The sequence below is a fragment of the Streptomyces hokutonensis genome (assembly GCF_042751305.1).
Classification (GTDB): domain Bacteria; phylum Actinomycetota; class Actinomycetes; order Streptomycetales; family Streptomycetaceae; genus Streptomyces; species Streptomyces hokutonensis_A.
Genome location: NZ_JBHYWD010000005.1, coordinates 191,466 through 210,246, shown reverse-complemented (window position 1 = coordinate 210,246; position 18,781 = coordinate 191,466). Strand labels below are relative to the sequence as shown.

16 protein-coding genes, 2 tRNA genes and 2 pseudogenes are annotated in these 18,781 nt (G+C 69.9%); 9 read left to right on the top strand and 11 right to left on the bottom strand.

From position 1 onward, the window contains the following. Positions 1–26: 26 nt before the first annotated feature. Positions 27–548: an NUDIX hydrolase gene (locus tag ACFXC1_RS15875; protein WP_381243013.1), complete on the bottom strand. Its 522-nt coding sequence runs from the start codon at positions 546–548 to the stop codon at positions 27–29. Beyond that, the gene (locus ACFXC1_RS15870) at positions 545–1,972 is read right to left on the bottom strand and encodes a zinc-dependent metalloprotease (RefSeq protein WP_381243011.1); all 1,428 of its coding nucleotides are present in this window, start codon (positions 1,970–1,972) and stop codon (positions 545–547) included. The genes ACFXC1_RS15875 and ACFXC1_RS15870 overlap by 4 nt, the downstream gene beginning before the upstream one ends. A 192-nt stretch (positions 1,973–2,164) precedes the next feature. Here ACFXC1_RS15870 and ACFXC1_RS15865 point away from each other — a divergent pair, with 192 nt between their 5' ends. The 4 genes from ACFXC1_RS15865 (at position 2,165) to ACFXC1_RS15850 (ending at position 5,314) form a co-directional block, all read left to right on the top strand. Beyond that, entirely contained in the window at positions 2,165–3,277 is a 1,113-nt protein-coding gene (locus tag ACFXC1_RS15865; protein WP_026179067.1) for an SDR family oxidoreductase, read from the top strand. Between the two features lie 105 nt (positions 3,278–3,382). Then, positions 3,383–3,844 (top strand): molybdenum cofactor biosynthesis protein MoaE, encoded by a 462-nt coding sequence (locus tag ACFXC1_RS15860; RefSeq protein ID WP_381243009.1) that lies wholly within the window; start codon positions 3,383–3,385, stop codon positions 3,842–3,844. Positions 3,845–3,974: 130 nt separating this feature from the next. Further along, entirely contained in the window at positions 3,975–4,163 is a 189-nt protein-coding gene (locus tag ACFXC1_RS15855; RefSeq protein WP_381243567.1) for a hypothetical protein, read from the top strand. A 53-nt stretch (positions 4,164–4,216) separates the two neighbouring features. Next, positions 4,217–5,314: a YlbL family protein gene (locus ACFXC1_RS15850; protein WP_381243007.1), complete on the top strand. Its 1,098-nt coding sequence runs from the start codon at positions 4,217–4,219 to the stop codon at positions 5,312–5,314. A 102-nt stretch (positions 5,315–5,416) separates the two neighbouring features. Here ACFXC1_RS15850 and ACFXC1_RS15845 read toward each other — a convergent pair whose 3' ends face one another. Continuing rightward, positions 5,417–5,959, bottom strand: coding sequence for a PPA1309 family protein (locus ACFXC1_RS15845; protein ID WP_381243005.1), 543 nt, complete (start codon positions 5,957–5,959; stop codon positions 5,417–5,419). Positions 5,960–6,133: 174 nt separating this feature from the next. Here ACFXC1_RS15845 and ACFXC1_RS15840 point away from each other — a divergent pair, with 174 nt between their 5' ends. From ACFXC1_RS15840 to ACFXC1_RS15825, 4 genes are all read left to right on the top strand, one after another. After that, a complete protein-coding gene (locus tag ACFXC1_RS15840) occupies positions 6,134–9,085 on the top strand; it encodes a UPF0182 family membrane protein (RefSeq protein ID WP_381243539.1) in 2,952 nt (983 codons plus the stop codon). Between the two features lie 72 nt (positions 9,086–9,157). After that, positions 9,158–9,231, top strand: a tRNA-Met gene (locus ACFXC1_RS15835). 206 nt (positions 9,232–9,437) lie between these two features. Beyond that, a complete protein-coding gene (locus tag ACFXC1_RS15830) occupies positions 9,438–11,384 on the top strand; it encodes a tetratricopeptide repeat protein (RefSeq protein WP_381243003.1) in 1,947 nt (648 codons plus the stop codon). Positions 11,385–11,569: 185 nt separating this feature from the next. Further along, positions 11,570–11,643, top strand: a tRNA-Met gene (locus tag ACFXC1_RS15825). Positions 11,644–11,691: 48 nt separating this feature from the next. Here ACFXC1_RS15825 and ACFXC1_RS15820 read toward each other — a convergent pair. The 6 genes and pseudogenes from ACFXC1_RS15820 to hisN form a co-directional block, all read right to left on the bottom strand. Further along, a pseudogene (locus ACFXC1_RS15820) lies at positions 11,692–12,836 on the bottom strand (ABC transporter substrate-binding protein). Then, entirely contained in the window at positions 12,833–13,696 is an 864-nt protein-coding gene (locus ACFXC1_RS15815; protein WP_381243001.1) for an ABC transporter permease, read from the bottom strand. The pseudogene ACFXC1_RS15820 and the gene ACFXC1_RS15815 overlap by 4 nt, the downstream one beginning before the upstream one ends. Next, positions 13,693–14,497: pseudogene (locus ACFXC1_RS15810) on the bottom strand (ABC transporter ATP-binding protein). Before ACFXC1_RS15810 ends, ACFXC1_RS15815 begins: the two are co-directional and overlap by 4 nt. 155 nt (positions 14,498–14,652) lie before the next feature. Then, on the bottom strand, positions 14,653–15,069 hold the full coding sequence (locus tag ACFXC1_RS15805; RefSeq protein ID WP_200689012.1) for a Fur family transcriptional regulator: 417 nt from the start codon (positions 15,067–15,069) through the stop codon (positions 14,653–14,655). A 98-nt stretch (positions 15,070–15,167) separates the two neighbouring features. After that, positions 15,168–15,560, bottom strand: a complete 393-nt coding sequence (locus ACFXC1_RS15800; protein ID WP_381242999.1) for a CBS domain-containing protein — start codon at positions 15,558–15,560, stop codon at positions 15,168–15,170. Between the two features lie 152 nt (positions 15,561–15,712). After that, positions 15,713–16,513, bottom strand: a complete 801-nt coding sequence (gene hisN / locus ACFXC1_RS15795) for a histidinol-phosphatase (protein WP_019072141.1) — start codon at positions 16,511–16,513, stop codon at positions 15,713–15,715. 215 nt (positions 16,514–16,728) lie between these two features. Between hisN and ACFXC1_RS15790 the strand changes: the two genes are divergently transcribed. Then, positions 16,729–17,349, top strand: a complete 621-nt coding sequence (locus tag ACFXC1_RS15790; protein WP_381242997.1) for a TetR/AcrR family transcriptional regulator — start codon at positions 16,729–16,731, stop codon at positions 17,347–17,349. A gap of 4 nt (positions 17,350–17,353) precedes the next feature. Here ACFXC1_RS15790 and ACFXC1_RS15785 read toward each other — a convergent pair whose 3' ends face one another. Together ACFXC1_RS15785 and rsgA are read right to left on the bottom strand one after the other, a co-directional pair. Next, positions 17,354–17,677 carry a DMT family transporter gene (locus ACFXC1_RS15785; RefSeq protein ID WP_019072143.1) on the bottom strand — a complete coding sequence of 108 codons (324 nt, stop codon included), beginning with the start codon at positions 17,675–17,677 and terminating at the stop codon, positions 17,354–17,356. Positions 17,678–17,763: 86 nt separating this feature from the next. After that, a complete protein-coding gene (rsgA, locus tag ACFXC1_RS15780; protein ID WP_381242995.1) occupies positions 17,764–18,774 on the bottom strand; it encodes a ribosome small subunit-dependent GTPase A in 1,011 nt (336 codons plus the stop codon). Between the last annotated feature and the right edge of the window lie 7 nt (positions 18,775–18,781).

The following is an 18,781-nucleotide window of genomic DNA, read 5'->3' as shown; positions in this document are numbered from 1 at the left end:
CGCACTTGCGGGCGCCCCTTACACGTTCACAGCCTGGCGCGCGTCGCCTCCAGCAGCCGCACGACCGACTCGTCCGCTACGGCCGCCACCTCGTCGTAGGCGAACCAGCGCAGGTCCAGGGACTCGTCGCTGATCTCCTGCACGGCGCCGGGCGGTGCCACGACCGCGTACTGGACGTCGTAGTGGAAGTGGCACGGTGCCGGGATGGGATGGAGGTCGAGGCGGACAGGACCGCCCGGCAGCAGGGTGAGCCCGGTGATGCCGGACTCCTCCGTGGCCTCGCGCAGGGCCGCCGCCTCCAGGGAGGTGTCCTCCGGCTCGCAGTGACCGCCCATCTGGAGCCACATCCGCAGCTTCTTGTGGAGCGTGAGCAGCACTCGCCCCTGCTCCGGGTCGACGATCAGGGCACTCGCTGTGATGTGCCCATCCCCGCAGGACTTCCACAGGCCGTCCGGGTGAGCGGCCAGGTGGTCCAGGTAGGCCTGGCGCAGCTCCGTCTGGTCCTCGTAGCTCTTCAGTACGAGGACCGCGTCGTCGTACAGGGTCACTCGGAGTCGTCGTCCTTCTTCTTCAGGTCCGGCTTCTCCTCCGTGCCGCTCGCCGCCTCGCCGAGCAGCTTGTCCAGCTCGGAGAAGTCCAGCTGCTCGCGGTGCACGAAGCCGTCCGGGTCGTCCAGGTCGGAGGCCGTCGGCAACATGTCCGGGTGGGCCCACAGACCGTCACGGCCGTCGACACCGCGCGCGTCCGTGAGCGAGGCCCAAAGCCGGGAGGCGTCGCGCAGCCGGCGCGGGCGCAGCTCCAGGCCGATCAGCGTGGCGAACGTCTGCTCGGCGGGACCGCCCGTCGCGCGACGCCGCCGCAGGGTCTCGCGGAGCGCGTCGGCGGACGTCAGACGAGGCTTCGCGGCGGCGTGGACCACCGCGTCCACCCAGCCCTCGACGAGCGCCAGAGCCGTCTCCAGACGGGCCAGGGCGGCCTTCTGCTCGGGCGTGTCCTCCGGCTGGAACATGCCCTGCTGAAGGGCGTCCTGGAGCTGCTCCGGGTTCTGCGGGTCGAACTGGCCGACCACGTCCTCCAGCTTGGCCGTGTCGACCTTGATCCCGCGCGCGTACCCGTCGACCGCGCCGTACAGGTGCGAGCGCAGCCACGGCACATGTGCGAACAGGCGCTGGTGGGCGGCCTCGCGCAGGGCGAGGTAGAGCCGCACCTCCTCCTGGGAGATGCCCAGGTCCTTGCCGAAGGCCTCGATGTTCAGCGGAAGCAGCGCGGCCTTGCCGACCGGGCCGAGCGGAAGGCCGATGTCGGTCGAGCCGACGACCTCGCCCGCGAGCACGCCCACGGCCTGCCCGATCTGCGTGCCGAACATGGCGCCGCCCATGGAGCGCATCATGCCGATCAGCGGGCCCGCCATGGCCTGCATCTCCTCCGGCAGGACATCGCCCATGGCCGCGCCGACACGCTCGGCGACCGGGTCCACGAGTTCCTTCCAGGCGGGAAGTGTCGCCTCGACCCACTCCGCGCGGGACCACGCCACGGCGGAGCCGGCACCGGACGGCAGCGAGGTCGCGTCGTCCAGCCACAGGTCCGCGAGCCGCACGGCCTCCTCGACCGCACTGCGGTCGGCGGGGCCGATGCTCGCGTCCTTCGTGCCGTCCTGAGTGCCCTGGGAGACCGTCTGGCGGGCGATCTGCTTGGCCATGTCCCAGTTCACCGGGCCGCCCTCGTACGAAAGCATCTGGCCCAGCTGCTGGAACGCGGCGCCCAGGTCGTTGGGGTTCAGGGAACCGAACATGGCTGCGAGCGGATTGTCCGCACCGGGGCCGCCAAAGCCCCCGGCACCGGGCAGCCCGCCAAATCCGAACGGGTTGGCCGGTCCCTGACCACCACCGCTCTCCTGGTCCTTCTTCTTGCCCTCGTCGCCGTCGTCCGGCTCCTCCGGCGGAAGGCCGAATCCGAATGGGGTGTCACTCACGGGATTCCTCGGCTGTTAAGGCCGCCGGTTCTCTCCGACGGCACGACTGCCCTTCAACACCACCCAGCGTAGACACCGAAGGCCGATCGGGCCTCGGTGCTTCGCCGAGACCTGGCCTGCGGCAGGATGGATGCCACCTGGTCCGGACGCGTCTGGCGCGTCCGTACTGAAGACAACCGCTGGAGACGCCCGGTGAGTTCCCCAGATCCGCAGGTTCGCGCAGCGCGAAACCACTCAACCAGTCCCGCCGTGCGCGGGCCCGTCGTCGCGGTCACCGGCGCCGCGTCCGGGATCGGGGCGCTCCTCACCGAGCGGCTCGCCGCGTCCGAGGAGATCAAGCAGGTCATCGCCATCGACGAGCGGCGCGGCGAGTGCGCGGCGGCCCAGTGGCACATCCTCGACGTACGGGATCCGGCCATCGCGGAGAAGCTCCGCGGCGCCGACGTCGTCGTACACCTGGCGTTGGACCTCGATCTGGAGACCGACCCGGCCGCCCGTTCGGCGTACAACGTGCGGGGGACGCAGACCGTGCTGACCGCCGCCGCGGCGGCCGGGGTCCACCGGGTCGTGCTGTGCACCTCGGCGATGGTCTACGGAGCGCTGCCCGACAACGAGCTGCCGCTGTCGGAGGACGCCGAACTGCGAGCCACCGCGGAGGCCACCGGTGTCGGCGACCTCCTGGAGGTCGAGCGGCTCGCGCGGCGCGCGCCCCGGGCGCATCCCGGGCTCAATGTCACCGTCGTCCGCCCCGGAGTGCTCGTCGGCGGCACCGACACCGCGCTGACCAGGTACTTCGAGTCGCCCCGGCTGCTGGTGGTGGCCGGGTCGCGGCCCGCCTGGCAGTTCTGCCATGTCGAGGACCTGTGCAGCGCCCTGGAGTACGCCGTCCTGGAGAAGGTCGACGGGGAACTCGCCGTCGGCTGCGACGGCTGGCTGGAGCAGGAGGAGGTCGAGGAGCTCAGCGGCATCCGGCGGATGGAGCTGCCGTCCGCGGTCGCGCTCGGCGCGGCGGCCCGGCTGCACCGGATCGGACTCACGCCGTCCCCGGCCGGCGACCTGGCGTACACGATGTACCCCTGGGTGGTCAGCGGAAGCCGGCTGCACGACGCGGGCTGGCGGCCCCAGTGGACCAACGAGGAAGTGCTCGCGGAGCTCCTGGAGGAGGTCGCCGGACGGCACACGGTCGTCGGACGACGCCTCGGCCGCAAGGACGCGACGGCGGCGGGTGCCGCCGGCGCGACGGTCGCACTGCTCGGCGCGGCGGCGGTCGTACGACGGGCGCGGAAGGCCCGGCGCCGGATCTGAGCGGGGCCGGGAACGGCCTCCTGTAGGACGCTCCAAACAGGCACACGCGCGTGCCTGACGAAAGTGCTATTCCGCGCTGTCGGCGGGGTGCGGCACGATGGAGGCATGGCACCCACGATCGACCACCCCGGTGAGCAGGCCGCGCAGGATCCCGTCAAGCTGATCGGGATCCGGGAGACGCCGCTCTCCGTGGACGAGGTCTTCCGGGCGGTCGGGGACGACGCGGCGGGCGGGACGGCGCTGTTCGTCGGGACCGTGCGCAATCACGACGGCGGCGCCGACGTCGACCGCCTCGGGTACTCGTGCCACCCCAGTGCCGAGGCCGAGATGCGGCGCGTCGCCGAGAAGGTCGTCGCGGACTACCCGGTGCGGGCGCTGGCCGCCGTCCACCGGGTGGGGGATCTCGGGATCGGGGACCTGGCGGTCGTCGTCGCCGTGTCGTGTCCCCATCGGGGCGAGGCCTTCGAGGCGTGCCGGAAGCTGATCGACGATCTCAAGCACGAGGTGCCGATCTGGAAGCACCAGCAGTTCTCCGACGGCACGGAGGAGTGGGTCGGCGCCTGCTGAGGCCGGCCCACCGCGCCTGCTGATGCGCACTCACGTACTTCTCACCCGCCCTCCGGTTGCGTAACCGCCCCCCTGCCACGAGCGTTGTCAGTGGGCCTGGCTAATCTGCTGATCAGGCAGTTGAGTTCACTTGTCCCGGGGTTGGGAGGTCGGCATGGCGGCGCTCGCCTGGTTGTTGATTCCGCTGGTGGCTGCGATAGGCGCCGGTCTGTGGGGCAGCTGGGCCAACAGGACCCGCAAGGTGCGCAGCGACGGTCCGGAACTGGACGGCTATGCCCGCTTCCGTGAGGCGATGGACAAGTCCCACTCCGGCACCTGAGCCGAAGGCGGCCCTGACGGTGCGCTGACAGACGCGTCCCGTACTGTCGTGCCATGCCACGCCGCACCGCGACGATGCTCGCCTCCACCCTGATGCTGATCGCGCTCCTGTGCGCGGGAGTCCTCATCAACGTCCCGTATTCGGAGATGTCACCGGGCCCGACGGTGAACACGCTCGGGGACCACGACGGCGAGCCGGTGCTGCAGATCACCGGGCGCAAGACCTACCCGACGACCGGTCACCTGAACATGACGACGGTCCGGGTCACCAGCGCCGACTACAACATGAACCTCATCGAGGCCGTGTACGGCTGGCTCGCCCACGACGACAAGGTCGTCCCGCACGACACGCTGTACCCGGACGGCAAGACGGAGCAGCAGTCGACGCAGGAGAACGCCGAGGAGTTCAGCCAGTCCCAGGAGAGCGCCAAGGTCGCGGCCCTGGACCAGCTGGGCATCCCCGTGAAGTCCTGGGTGATCGTCTCGACGGTCCTCAAGGGCTCCCCGGCCGAGGGCAGGCTGCACGCCGGTGACGTGATCAAGGCAGTCGACGGTACGACGGTGAAGCAGCCCGACGACGTCGCGAAGCTGGTCACCAAGCACAAGCCGGGCCAGAAGGTCGTGTTCACGATCGTGTCGGCCAAGGACCAGGCGGCCGCGGTGAAGGCGAACAAGACGGCGACGGCCACGAAGGACATCACGATCACCACCGCGACCTCCGACGACACCGGCGCCAAGCGCGCCATCGTCGGCATCTCGGCCGGAACCGATCACACGTTCCCGTTCAGTATCGACATCAAGCTGGCCGACGTCGGCGGTCCGAGCGCCGGCCTGATGTTCGCGCTCGGCATCTACGACAAGCTCACCCCGGGCGACCTCACCGGCGGCAAGTTCGTGGCCGGCACCGGCACGATCGACGACACCGGCAAGGTCGGTCCGATCGGCGGCATCTCGATGAAGACGGTCGGTGCGCGCAGCAAGGGCGCCCAATACTTCCTGACGCCCGCCGACAACTGCGCGGAGGCCGCCAAGGACACCCCCAGTGGCCTGAGGCTCGTCAAGGTGAACACCATCAAGGACGCGATCAGCGACCTCAAGCTGATCAACAGCGGCAAGACCGCCGACCTCCCGAAGTGCAGCACCAAGGGCTGAACAGGCCTCTTCTTTAAGAAGACCTCTCTTCAAGTAGACCTCGCATACGACTCCGGGGGCGCCCTCAGGCCAAGGGCGCCCCCGGAGCCGTACCGGACGACGTCAGTCCTCGAAGGTCGCCGACAGGGCCTCCGCCAGGCCCGGGACGAGGGCGCCGCCGGTGAGGACCTCCGTGGGGGAGTCCTTCTCGCGCAGCCGCAGGGCCGAGTCGCGGGTGCCGTCGCGCAGGACCGCGACCGTCATCCGGACCTCCTGGCGGTCCGGGTGCTGGGCCACCCACTGGGTGAGCTTCTTCTCGCTGAGCCCCTCCGGGACGGAGGCTTCGGCGGACGGCGGCAGCATCAGCCGTTCGACGGTGAGCGCGCAGCCGGCCACCGCGTCGGGCCAGGCGATCGTGCCGAGGAACTCGTCCAGCGGCTTTCCCGCCGGGATCTCCTCCTGCTCGATCGGGGTGAGACCGGTGGTCTCGGGCTCTTCCCGCAGGCCGAGTTGGGCCGCGAGACCGGGCTCCTGGGCCCGCAGTCGCGCGGTGTCTACGAGGGCGAAGAGGCGAGCGGGCTGGTCCCAGCCGAGGCCGGAGGCGTACTCGTCGATCTCCAGTACGGCCCGGGTGAGGGGGTTCGCTGCCATGGGAGTGTTGGACATGGTCACAATCCTGCCTCGTTCATGGCCGGAATCGGGAACCGAGTAAACGGTGAGTAAGTTGCATAGGTGTGGGCCCGCGATCACGCGGGGCTACGGACGGTCCGCGAACCCGGGGGCCTGACGCAACGACAGCGACCAACAGCGAACTTCGAGGTGCGCACCTTGGCTTTCCAGATGCCGGACCGCGGCGGAGGCCCGCAAGGGCCGCGGATCAGAGTGGGCCGCCCGTCCCGGCGGGTCCGGACTTTGCTCATGACACTGGGCGTTCTTGCCGTACTCGGCATGGCGTTCACGATGTTCGCGGGCTTCTGGACGGACTGGCTCTGGTACCGGTCGGTGCATTACTCGTCCGTGTTCACCACCACCCTGTCGACCAAGATCGGCCTGTTCTTCGTCTTCGGCCTGCTGATGGCGGCCGCGGTCGGGGTGAACATCTGGCTGGCGCACCGGCTGCGCCCGCCGCTCAGCGCCATGTCGATGGAGCAGCAGAGCCTCGACCGCTACCGCATGGGCATCGCGCCGTACAAGAAGTGGCTGCTGCTGGCGATCACCTCTCTCGTCGGGCTGATCGCGGGCGCCTCGGCGTCCAGTCAGTGGCGGGTCTGGCTGATGTGGGTCAACGGCGTGCCCTTCCACCAGAAGGACCCGCAGTTCCACCTCGACGTCTCCTTCTACGCCTTCGACCTGCCCTGGTACCGCTTCCTGCTCGGCTTCGGCTTCGCCGCCGCGATCCTGTCGCTGCTGGCCGCCGCGCTGACGCACTACCTGTACGGCGGGCTGCGCATCACCAGCCCGGGCGCGCGGGCCACGGCCGCGGCCACCGGGCATCTGTCGGTGCTGCTCGGCATCTTCGTCGCCCTCAAGGCGGTCGCCTACTGGCTCGACCGCTACGGACTCGCGGTCAAATCCAGCGACTTCAAGGCGACGGGTGACTGGACGGGCCTCCGATACGTCGACGCGAACGCGTATCTGCCGGCCAAGACGATCCTGTTCTGCATCGCCGTCATCTGCGCGCTGCTGTTCTTCGCCACCCTGTGGCGGCGCACCTGGCAGCTGCCCGTCATCGGCTTCGGCCTGATGGTGCTCTCCGCGATCCTCATCGGCGGCCTGTACCCGGCGATCGTCCAGAAGTTCACGGTCCAGCCCAACGAGCAGGCCAAGGAAGCCCCGTACGTCCAGAAGAACCTCAAGGCGACGCGCGAGGCCTACGGCATCGACGACACCAAGGTCACGGAGTACTCGGGGACGAGCACCACCAAGGACAAGACCAAGCTCCGCGCGGACGTCGACTCCACGGCGAGCATCCGGATCGTGGACCCGAACGTCGTGTCGCCCACGTTCCAGCAGCTCCAGCAGATCAGGAACTACTACGCGTTCCCGACCAACCTGGATGTCGACCGCTACACCGAGGACGGCAAGGACCAGGACACGGTCATCGGGCTGCGCGAGCTGAACCTCAACGGCATCCCGAAGAACAACTGGATCAACGACCACTTCCGCTACACGCACGGCTACGGAGTGGTCGCCGCCAAGGGCACCGAGGTCGACTCCGAGGGCCGCCCGGTCTTCACCGAGTCCGATCTGCCGTCCACGGGTGACCTGGGCAAGTACGAGCAGCAGATCTACTACGGCGAGAAGACCACCACGTACTCGATCGTCGGCGGTCCCCAGAAGGAGATCGACTACTCCGACGACAGCGGTGAGAAGACCACCAGCTACAAGGGCAAGAGCGGGGTCAACCTCTCCAACCCGCTCAACCGGGCCGCGTACGCGGTGGCGTTCAACGAGCCGCAGATCCTCTACTCCGGTGCCATCGGCGAGGGTTCGCGGATCCTGTACAACCGCACGCCCAAGCAGCGCGTCGAGGCGGTGGCGCCCTGGCTGACCATCGACGGCGACGCCTACCCGGCGGTCGTGGACGGCCGTATCCAGTGGATCGTCGACGCGTACACGACCAGCAACGGATACCCGTACGCCTCCCGGACGACCCTCGGGGACACCACGGCCGACTCGCTCACCGCGACCAACAACAACCGCGCGGTGGTGGCCCAGCAGAACCAGGTCAACTACATCCGCAACTCGGTGAAGGCGACCGTCGACGCGTACACCGGTCAGGTCAAGCTCTACCAGTGGGACACCGAGGACCCGGTCCTGAAGACCTGGATGAAGGCGTTCCCCGGCACGGTCGAGCCCAGGTCGGACATCTCCGCCTCGCTGATGGCCCATCTCCGGTACCCGCAGGACCTGTTCAAGGTCCAGCGCGAACTGCTCACCCGCTACCACGTGACGGACGCGCAGACGTTCCTCAGCGGCAGCGAGGTGTGGCAGGTGCCGGACGACCCGACCAACAAGTCGGGCAGCGCGGTGCCGCCGTACTACCTGAGCATGAAGATGCCGGACCAGAGCTCGCAGGCGTTCTCCCTGACGACGACGTTCACACCGAACGGGAGAGACAACCTCAGCGCCTTCATGGCGGTCGACTCCGAGGCCGGCAGCCCCGACTACGGCAAGATCAGAATCCTGAAACTGCCGACCAGCACGACCGTCGGCGGCCCCAAACAGGTGCAGAGCGCCTTCAACTCCCAACAGGACATCGCCGAATCCATCAAGCTGCTCAAGGGCGGTGACTCCGACATCGAGTACGGCAACCTGCTGACGGTGCCGCTCGACGGAGGACTGCTGTACGTGGAGCCCGTCTACGTACGCGGTGGTGGACTCAAGTACCCGCTCCTGCGCAAGGTGTTGGTGGCCTACGGCAACAAGACCGCCTTCGAGGACACGCTGGACGAGGGGCTCAACAAGGTCTTCGGGGCGGAGACTTCGACCACGCCACCGGATACCGGCACCACGACTCCGCCGACATCCAGTAATCCGACGGTCCAACAGGCCCTGACCGACGCCCAGAAGGCCTTCGACGCGGGGCAACAGGCCCTGAAGAAGGGCGACTGGGAGGCGTACGGGCAGGCGCAGAAGGATCTGCAGGCCGCGCTGAAGCGGGCCGAGGAGGCGCAGTCCGCTGCCGAGAAGAGCAGCGGCAGCGACAAGAGCAGTGCGAGTCCCAGTAGTAGTCCGAGTCCGAGCAGTAGTCCTAAAGCCAGCAGCAGTCCGAGCAGTGCGAGTGGTTAGCGCAGCTCAGACGGCAGTTGATCACTAGGTCAGAGGTCCACCCCGCACCGTGGTACGGTTGCAACACAACGGCGCGGGGTGGAGCAGCTCGGTAGCTCGCTGGGCTCATAACCCAGAGGTCGCAGGTTCAAATCCTGTCCCCGCTACTGATCGCGAAGGCCCGGATCCTTTCAAGGATCCGGGCCTTCGCGCTGTGCGAACGCATGTGCCGACAAGGGTGACGGCCGTGCCGCCCGGGGGACTTGGTGGAACCGTGTTTCGCTTGTCTCTCTGTGGGCATGTCGACAAAACGCTGTAGAGACCTCACTGGCTGCGGTATACCAGGTGTACCCAGGTTGCAGGTGGTGCGACGATGGACGTTATGGGGGACAAGGCAACTCTGTTGGATACAGGGCGTTTTGTGCAGCCTTCCGACCGGGACGAGACCGGTGAGGGGGAGGTTGTCGACGAGGCACGCACACGGCTCGCCGCACAGGCCGGCGACGTCGAGGCGACGAGTGTCCTCGGAGCGATGCTGCTGCGCCGCGGTGATCTCGACGGAGCCGAGCCCCTGCTGCGTGCCGCCACCGCCGAGGGCGACCGGGCCGCGGCCAACAACCTGGGTGTCCTCCTGCACCAGCGCGGATACGCCGACGAGGCCGCCGGATGGTGGCGGATCGCCGCCGTGGCCGGTTCCGCCGCCGCCGCGCACGCACTCGGCCGGTACCACCGCGAGCGCGGTGACGAACCCGCCGCCGAGTACTGGCTGCGCCAGTCCGCCGAGCAGGGCCACGCGCTCGGCGCGTACGCTCTCGCCGACCTGCTGGAGCACCGCGGGGACAGCGCGGCCGAGCAGTGGATGCGGTCCGCCGCGGAGCGCGGACACCGCGAGGCCGCGTACCGGCTGGCGCGCGCGCTTGATCGGCGGGCGCCGCACGAGGACGAATACGGGACCGGAGACGGCCATGGGGTCGGAGACCGGGACGGGATCTCGGACGGGGGCCGGTACGGGGAGAGGGCCGGCGGTCGCAGCGAGGGCGCCGGCGCGGGCACGGCGGACGGTGGTGCCGGATCGGCTTCCGGTGTCCCCGCGGGCTCCGCGACCCCGGTTCCCGGCAACGAAGCCGAGCAGTGGTACCGGCAGGCCGCCGCCCGTGGGCATCAGCGGGCCGCGCTGCAGCTCGGGGCGATCCTCGAGAAGCGGGGCGAGCTCAAGGAGGCCGGGCGCTGGTATCTGACGTCCGCCAAGGACGGCGAGGCCCGTGCCGCCTGCGCGCTCGGGTTCCTGCTGCGCGACGCCGGTGACACCGAGAGCGCCGCCGTGTGGTGGCTGCGCGCCGCCCAGGACGGCGACGGCAACGCGGCCAACGCGCTGGGCGCGCTGCACGCCGAGCGCGGCGAGACCCAGACCGCCGAGCGGTGGTACCGGGCGGCGATGGACGCCGGTGACGTGAACGGCGCGTACAACCTCGGGCTGCTCTGCGCCGAGCAGTCCCGTACCGCGCAGGCCGAGCAGTGGTACCGGCGCGCGGCCTACGCCGGACACCGCGAGGCGGCCAACGCGCTCGCCGTGCTGCTGCTCCAGGGCGGCGACGCGACCGGCGCCGAGCCGTGGTTCTCCAAGGCCGCGGAGGCCGGCAGCGTGGACGCGGCCTTCAACCTCGGGATCCTCTTCGCCGGGCGGGGCGAGGAGACCGTCGCGCTGCCCTGGTACGAGCGGGCTGCTGCCGCCGGGCACACCGAGGCTGCCTTGCAGGTCGGGATCGCGCGGCTGCGGGACGGCGACGAGCGGGAGGCCGAACGGCATCTGCGGTGCGCCGCCGGCGGGGGGAGCGCGGAGGCGGCGTACCGGCTGGCCTCTGTGCTCGACGCGCGGCGGCCGCCGGCGCCGGCGCACGAGCTGGGTGAGCAGGTGCACGAGAAGACCGAGTGCGAGGAGTGGTACGAGCGGGCGGCTTCGCAGGGGCATCGGCGGGCCCAGGTGCGGGTCGGGATGCTGTCCGCTGCGCGCGGGGATGTGGTCGAGGCGGCTCGGTGGTACCGGGAGGCGGCCGAGGCCGGGTCTCGTAACGGGGCCTTCAATCTTGGGCTGTTGCTGGCTCGGGAGGGGAGCGAGCCCGAGGCTGCGGTGTGGTGGGCTCGGGCCGCGGATGCCGGGCACGGTCGGGCGGCGTTGCGGCTGGCGCTGGTTTACGCGCGTCGTGGGGAGCTGGCGGAGGGGCAGCGGTGGGCTGATCGGGCGGTGACGCTCGGCCCCGGTGAGGTGTCTGAGCGGGCGGCTCGGTTGCGGGATGCGTTGCGGCAGGAGCTGACGGCGTAGGGGTGGAGTGTTTTTCGCCCCCGCCGCCCCTACCCGTCCCGTCCCTGGGGGCTGCGCCCCCAGACCCCCGCTTCGGCCCGGACGGCCCCGTCCTCAAAGACGCCGGACGGGCTGAGCCCAGCTGACCTGGGCTGATAACTGATTTGCTTCTCTCGGTACGACTGACGTAGTGTCGTGTTTACCGACGCGGGGTGGAGCAGCTCGGTAGCTCGCTGGGCTCATAACCCAGAGGTCGCAGGTTCAAATCCTGTCCCCGCTACTGAAGGCCGAGGGCCGGAATCCGAAAGGGTTCCGGCCCTCGGTGTTTCTACGGCTGGTGGCCCACCGCCTCCTCGTACAGCGAGCGGTCCACGGTTTGTGACTCAGGGAGCGCGGCGCCCTTCGACACGGCCGCCGCCTTGTACGCGGCCTGTAGGCGAGTCGTCGTCCCGGCGCGGATCTCCCAGTCCATGGTGAGCGACGGGGTGGATTTCAGGACCGTCTCGTCCGTCTTCAGGAGTTTCGCGAGGTACGTGACGAAGGCGGGGTCGCTCTTGTAGTCGCCCGCGAAGTACGTGTTCACCGTGCGGATGTAGGCCCTTAGGAGGGCCACGCCGGCGTCCACGTCGTCGTGCAGGAGGCTGCGGCCGTACTGCATGCCGCCCAGGGGTTCGCCGAGGGGCTGGCCGCCCAGGAAGGCGTACACGGGGTTGCCGTCGACCTTGCGCCAGACCGGGTCGAGGAGCCAGGCGGAGTCGACGCCGCTGTTCTGGAGGGCGGTGAGGACGTCGGCCGAGCCGAGCTGCTGGTACTGGATCTTGTCGAGGGCGCCGCCGTGGGTCGCGAGGGCCTTCTCCATGGGGTACGCGATCACCGAGCCCTTGCCGATCATCGTGCCCATCCTGCGGCCCGCCATCCGGACGTCCGCCGCGGCCTCGCCCTTCTTCAGCTTCACCCACAGACCGCTCTTCGACTCGGGGTCGGGCGAGAAGTTCCCGGCGACCCACTTGATGTCGAAGCCACCCTCGACGCCGTTCATGACGGCCGCCTCCGGGGCCGCCCACATCGCGTCGATGTCCCCTTCGCGAGGAGGGGGAGTGCGTCCGGGGTCGGGAGCACCTTGAGCGTGACGTCCAGGCCCTCCTTCTTGAACTCGCCTTTTTCCAGGGCGACTTCGAGCGCGGCCACGTACTCCGCGCTGAGCGTCCCCGTCGCGATCGTCGACTTCGTGGTCTTGGGGATGGGCCGTGGGGCGGGGGCGCCCGGTCGGCAGCGGGCCGGGGTGCGGGTGGGGGAGAGGTCCGACGGGTCCGTCCAGGAGGACCTGCCGCAGCCGTCCACCGGTTTGACCGTGCGGTTGCCTGCGGCCGCCGTGGCGGAACTCCCGTTGTCGTCCGCGTACTTGGACGAACAGCCCGCCGACGCCAGCAGCGCCGCCTCGACGACCACCACACCGTACGTACGACGTCTCATGACTGGCCCCGTCCTCGGTCACGCGGTGCCCACGGTGTGAGCAACCGGCCCGCCACACGCACCAGTTCGGAGAAGACGACCCCCAGGGTCGCGACGCACACGATGCCGACGAACATCACGTCGTTCTGGAACAGCGTGCGGGAGTCGAAGATCAGATGCCCCAGGCCGTTCGTCGCGGCGATCTGTTCCGAGGCGACGATGACCAGGACGGCCACGCCAGCCGCGATCCGCGCGCCGACCAGGACCGCGGGGAGGGAGGCGGGGAGGAGGACATGGCGGAACATCTGCCAGGGGGAGGCGCCGAAGACCTGGCCCGCGTCGCGATGTCCGGAGGGGATCGCGACGACCGCCGACATGGTCGAGATCCACACGAAGAAGAACACCGTGGCGGCCACCAGCGCGAGTTGGGGGCCCTCGCCCAGGCCGAACATGTTCAGGAAGATGGGCAGCAGGGCCAGTTTCGGTACGACGTACAGGGCGTCCAACAGCGGTTCCAGCGCGGCCCGTACGAGCGAGAGGGAGCCCATCAGCAGGCCCAGGACGTAGCCGGCCGCCGTGCCGATCGCGTAGCCGCCCAAGACGCGCCGGGTGGTGGCCCAGACGTCCGGCCACAGGTCGCCTGCGGTGGCGCGGTCCCAGCCGTCGGAGAAGATCGTGGAGGGGGCCGGGTAGACGCGGGGGTCGATCCAGCCCTGGGTGGCGGCCAGTTGCCACCAGAGGATGAGGGCGAGCGGTACGGCCGCGGCTAGGGAGAGTTCCAGTGCGCGCCGGCGGCGGTGGGTGCGTACGGGATGGAGTTCCTGAGGGCCGGGGCGGCGGACCAGGACCGCATCCTCGCGGTCGTGGGCGATGGTCGTCATGCGGGCACCGCCTCCTTCCGCAGCAGCTCCCACAACTCGCTTTTCAGGGCGGTGAATTCGGGGGTGTCGCGGATGTCGCCGGTGCGTGGGCGCGGGAACGGCGGGCGGTGTTCGGCGATGATCCTCCCCGGGCGTGCGGACATCACCAGCACGCGGTCACCGAGCACGAGCGCCTCCTCCAGGCTGTGCGTGATGAAGAGGGTGGTCGTGCGCAACGCCTGGGTGAGGTCGAGGAGTTCGTCCTGGAGGATCGTGCGTAGCTGGGCGTCCAGGGCGGCTGGGGGTCCCCCCCCCCGCGCCCGTTCAGGGCAGTGGGGGAGGCTCGTCCGTCAGCAGGAGTTCGGGTTCTACGGCCAGTGCGCGGGCGATGGCGACGCGCTGGCGCATTCCGCCGGAGAGCGTCGCGGGGTAGGCGTCCGCGAAGTCGGCGAGGCCCAGGCGGGTCAGCCACTCGTCGGCGCGGGCGTTGGCCTCGCGGCGTGGGACGCGCTGGACGTCCAGGCCGAAACGGACGTTGGCGCGGACCGGCTTTCAGTCGTAGATGCCGTAGTCCTGGAAGATCATGGCCGCCGGGCGGGGGCTGGACGTGCGGATCTCCAGGATGCCCGTGCTGGGACGCAGCAGGCCGGCGGCGATGCGGAGGAGGGTGGATTTTCCGCAGCCGGACGGGCCGACCAGGCAGACGAACTCGCCCGGGGCGACGGTGAGTTCGAGCGGGCCGAGGGCGTGGACCTGGTGCGGGGCGCGGCCGAAGGCGCGGGTCAGGTGGGTGGCGTGGAGTTTTGGGTGCGGGTCTCCCACGGTTGCTCCTTGCGGAGTTCGGTACGGGTGTGAGTACGAGGGGTGGGGAGTGCCGCACGACGATATGACGGGCTGTCAGATTTCGGGAAGGCTGTAGGCAGCACAAAGCCCCGGCGTCCGTGTCGAACGGATGCCGGGGCCGGTGTGAGGACTTGCTACGCGCTCGCGCAGTTCGGGCACAGTCCGCGGTACGTCACCTCGACGTCGGAGACAGTGAAGCCGAAGCGCTCCGAGTCGGGGAGGTCGGCGAGGGGGTTGCCGCCCGGGTGGACGTCACGGATCTGGCCGCAGTTGGCGCAGACCAGGTGGTGGTGCGGGCTGTGCGCGTTCGGGTCGTAGCGCTTGGCTCGCTTGTCCGTGGCGACTTCGAGGACCTCGCCGAGGGAGACCAGTTCGCCCAGCGTGTTGTAGACCGTCGCCCGGGAGATCTCGGGGAGCTTGGCCACGGCGCGGGAGTGGACCTCGTCGGCCGTCAGGTGGACGTGGTCGCCGTCGAGCACTTCGGCCACGACGCGCCGCTGTGCGGTCATCCGCCATCCGCGTCCGCGCAGCCGCTCCAGAAGGTCACTCATACAGGTCAGCCTAACAGCAACGTGACCAGTTCCCGAATAGGTGTGACTTTGGAGGGCTGCTGGACTTGGACTGGATCCAACTGGACCGGGCGCGGTCGTCAGACCGGTACCTGCTGTCGTGCGGGTGCCCAGCAGCGGATGATGTCGCGGACCGAGACGATGCCGGCGGGCTCGGCGCGGTCGAGGACGATGAGATGGCGGAAGCCGCCGTGGGCCATCGCGCTCGCCGCGTCCTCCAGGGTCCAGGCCGGGGTGGCGAACACGACGTCGGTGGTGGTGTGGGCGTGGGCGCGCTCGGTGTCCGGGTTCTGGCCCCGGCCGATCGAGTTGAGGATGTCCCGTTCGGTGAGGATCCCGATGCCGCCGGCGTCCGGGTCGAGGACGACGGCCGCGCCGACATGGCGCGAGGACATCAGGGCGGCTGCCTGGCGGAGGGTGTGGGCGGGGCCGATGGTGAGAACCACCGTGCTCATGGCGTCGCGGACCAGCATGGGATGAGGCCACCTCCTACGGAATCCGGATGAGCTAGTTCCCGGATTCACAAGTTCACAAGTGGGGGGACTCTCAGAGTCGCAGGTAAAGCACGGGTCAACAAGAGGGCGCGCGCGGCCGGTTGGGGGCGTGTGCAGGCGTCCCGTTGTGCTCAGTAGCGCATGTTGAGATACCCAAGGAACTCGTCGTGCAGGATGCCGTTCGACGCCGCCGCGTTGCCGCTGTGCGGGCCCGGGCGGCCGTCGAGGCCCGTGAAGGTGCCGCCGGCCTCGGTGACGATGATTGCGTTGGCGGCCATGTCCCACAGGGAGAGTTCCGGTTCGGCGCAGATGTCGACCGAGCCCTCGGCGACCATCATGTAGGGCCAGAAGTCGCCGTACGCGCGCGTGCGCCACACCTCGCGGGTCAGGTCCAGGAAGCCGCCGAGCCGGCCCTGGTCCTCCCAGCCGGTGAGCGAGGAGTACGCGAAGGAGGCGTCCGTCAGCTTCGAGACCTGGGAGACGCGCAGCCGGGACGCGGAGGACAGACTGCGGCCCGTGTAGGCGCCGTGGCCCTTCGCGGCCCACCAGCGGCGGCCCAGCGCGGGCGCGGAGACCAGGCCGACGACGGGCTGGTAGCCGCCCTCCGCCGCCTCCGTCAGGGAGATCAGCGTGGCCCACACCGGGACGCCGCGTACGTAGTTCTTGGTGCCGTCGATCGGGTCGATCACCCAGCGGCGCGGGCCGGTGCCCTCGACGCCGTACTCCTCGCCGATGACCGCGTCGCGCGGGCGGGCGCGCTGGAGATGGCCGCGGATGAGTTCCTCGGCCGCCTTGTCCGCCTCGCTGACCGGAGTCATGTCCGGCTTGGTCTCGACCTTGAGATCGAGCGCCTTGAACCGGGCGGTCGTCGCGGCGTCGGCGGCGTCCGCGAGGACGTGGGCGAGGCGCAGGTCATCGTGATAGTCGGCCATGCGTGAACCGTATCTTCAGGGGTCGGCGCGGGGCTACAGGGTCCGGTGGGCGAAACGGGAGGTGGGGGACCTTGCGGAGATCGACAAAGGGGAACCCCCGCCCCAACTCCCGCGCGCAATGGCCGAAGTGCGCCCCCCGGCGCCGTCGTGAACCCTTGACAGTGCTCCCGTGCGCGTCAAATCTGGGCGCAGAGCCGCTCGTCCCCGGGAGGCGAATGATGCCTGCAGCGCGGGAATCCCTGTTGGACGCCGCCTACACGGCGCTTGCCCGCAGGTCGTGGTCCACCGTACGGATGGTGGACGTGGCCGCCGCGGCCGGAGTGTCCAGGCAGACGCTGTACAACGAGTTCGGCAGCAAGGAGGGGCTCGCGCGGGCGCTGGTCAGAAGGGAGGCCGACGGCTATCTCGTCGGCGTCGACCGAGCCCTGGGCGCGCATGCCGACGCCCGTGAGCGGCTGACCGCGACCGCCGAGTGGACCACGTCGGCGGCCCGCGAGAACGCGCTGGTGCGGGCCATGCTCACCGGCTGCTGGAGCGAAAGGCTGCCCTCGCCGACCCTGTCCGCGGTGCCGTCCTCCTCCGCCGTACCGGCACAGCGCCGGGCCGACGGACCGCTGCCCTCGCCCGGCGACTTCGTGGCCGTCGTCCGCGACCGTGCCGTGGCCGCGCTCGCCGGACCCGGAGCGGCCCGGCCGGACACCGCCGACCTGGCCCGCTCCTGCGAACTCGTCGTACGCCTCGCCCTGTCCTGCGTGGCGGCGCCACCGGGCGAGGGCGGTGTCGGCGAACTGGTGCGCAGCGCTCTGACGCCGGCCCACCGGGCCCTGCTGACATAGAAGTTCAGTGCGCGGAACCGGACAGCTGGAGTCCGATCACCCCGACGATGACGAAGCTGATCGACACGAGCTTCAGCGTCGACACCAGGTCGCCCAGGAAGGCCATCCCGTAGATCGCGGTGCCGGCCGCGCCGATGCCGGTCCACACGGCGTAGGCGGGGCCCACGTCGAGCTTCTTCAGGGAGAGGGTGAGCAGGCCGAAGCTGCCCAGCGCGAAGGTGCAGAAGGCGACCGTCGGCCACAGGCGCGTGAAGCCGTGGGACAGCTTCAGGCACACGGCGAACCCGGTCTCCAGAATTCCGGCCACGACAACCAGCAGCCACGCCATGTGCTGTCCTCCCGTTTGTCCGGCTCGGTGCGATTATGCACTTACCGAACTTGAGTCCCCACAAACACGCGGTGGTCAGCCGGTGATCAGTCGCCCTCGGTCCGCTCCCGGGTGGCCAGCAGCCGCCGTAGCGAATAGAGCCGCTGCGGGTCGGCGTGGCCGTCGGCCACCCACTGGTCCAGGGCGCAGTCCGGCTCGTCGTGGCTGCACGCGCGCGGGCAGTCGACCGTGCCGGGCTCCAGGTCGGGGAAGGCCTTGATGACCCGGGACGGGTCCACGTGGTGCAGACCGAAGGAACGGACGCCCGGGGTGTCCACCACCCAGCCCGAGTCGTCCGGCAACGGGATCGCGCGGGCCGAGGTCGTGGTGTGCCGGCCGCGCCCGGTGACGGCGTTGACGATGCCGGTACTGCGCCGCCGCTCCAGCGAGACCAGCGCGTTGACGAGGGTCGTCTTGCCGACGCCGGAGTGCCCGACGAACGCGGTGATCTTGCCGTCGAGCTGCTTGCGCACCCGCTCCACCGCGCTGCCGTTCTCCAGCTCCTCGCGGCTCGTGACGACGTACGGGACGCCCAACGCGCCGTACAGCTCAAGGAGTTGGTCCGGTGACGCCAGGTCCGACTTCGTCAGCACGAGCAGCGGGTCGAGGCCGCCGTCGTAGGCCGCGACCAGGCAGCGGTCGATGAGGCGGGGGCGTGGCTCGGGGGCGGCGAGGGCGGTGACGATGGCGAGCTGGTCGGCGTTGGCGACGACCACGCGCTCGTACGGGTCGTCGTCGTCGGCCGTGCGGCGCAGCACCGAGGTGCGCGGCTCGATGCGGATGATGCGGGCGAGGGTGTCCTTGTCGCCCGACAGGTCGCCGATGATGCCGACCCGGTCGCCGACCACCGCCGCCTTCCGGCCCAGTTCGCGGGCCTTGACGGCCATCACGACCCGGTCCTCGACCAGGCAGGTCAGCCGGCCCCGGTCGACGGTGAGGACCATGCCCTCGACCGCTTCCTCGTGCTTGGGGCGGATGTTCGTACGCGGCCGGTTGCCCTTGCGGTTCGGGCGCTGGCGGATGTCGTCCTCGTCGGTGTTCTTGCCGTAGCGGCGCATGGCGTGA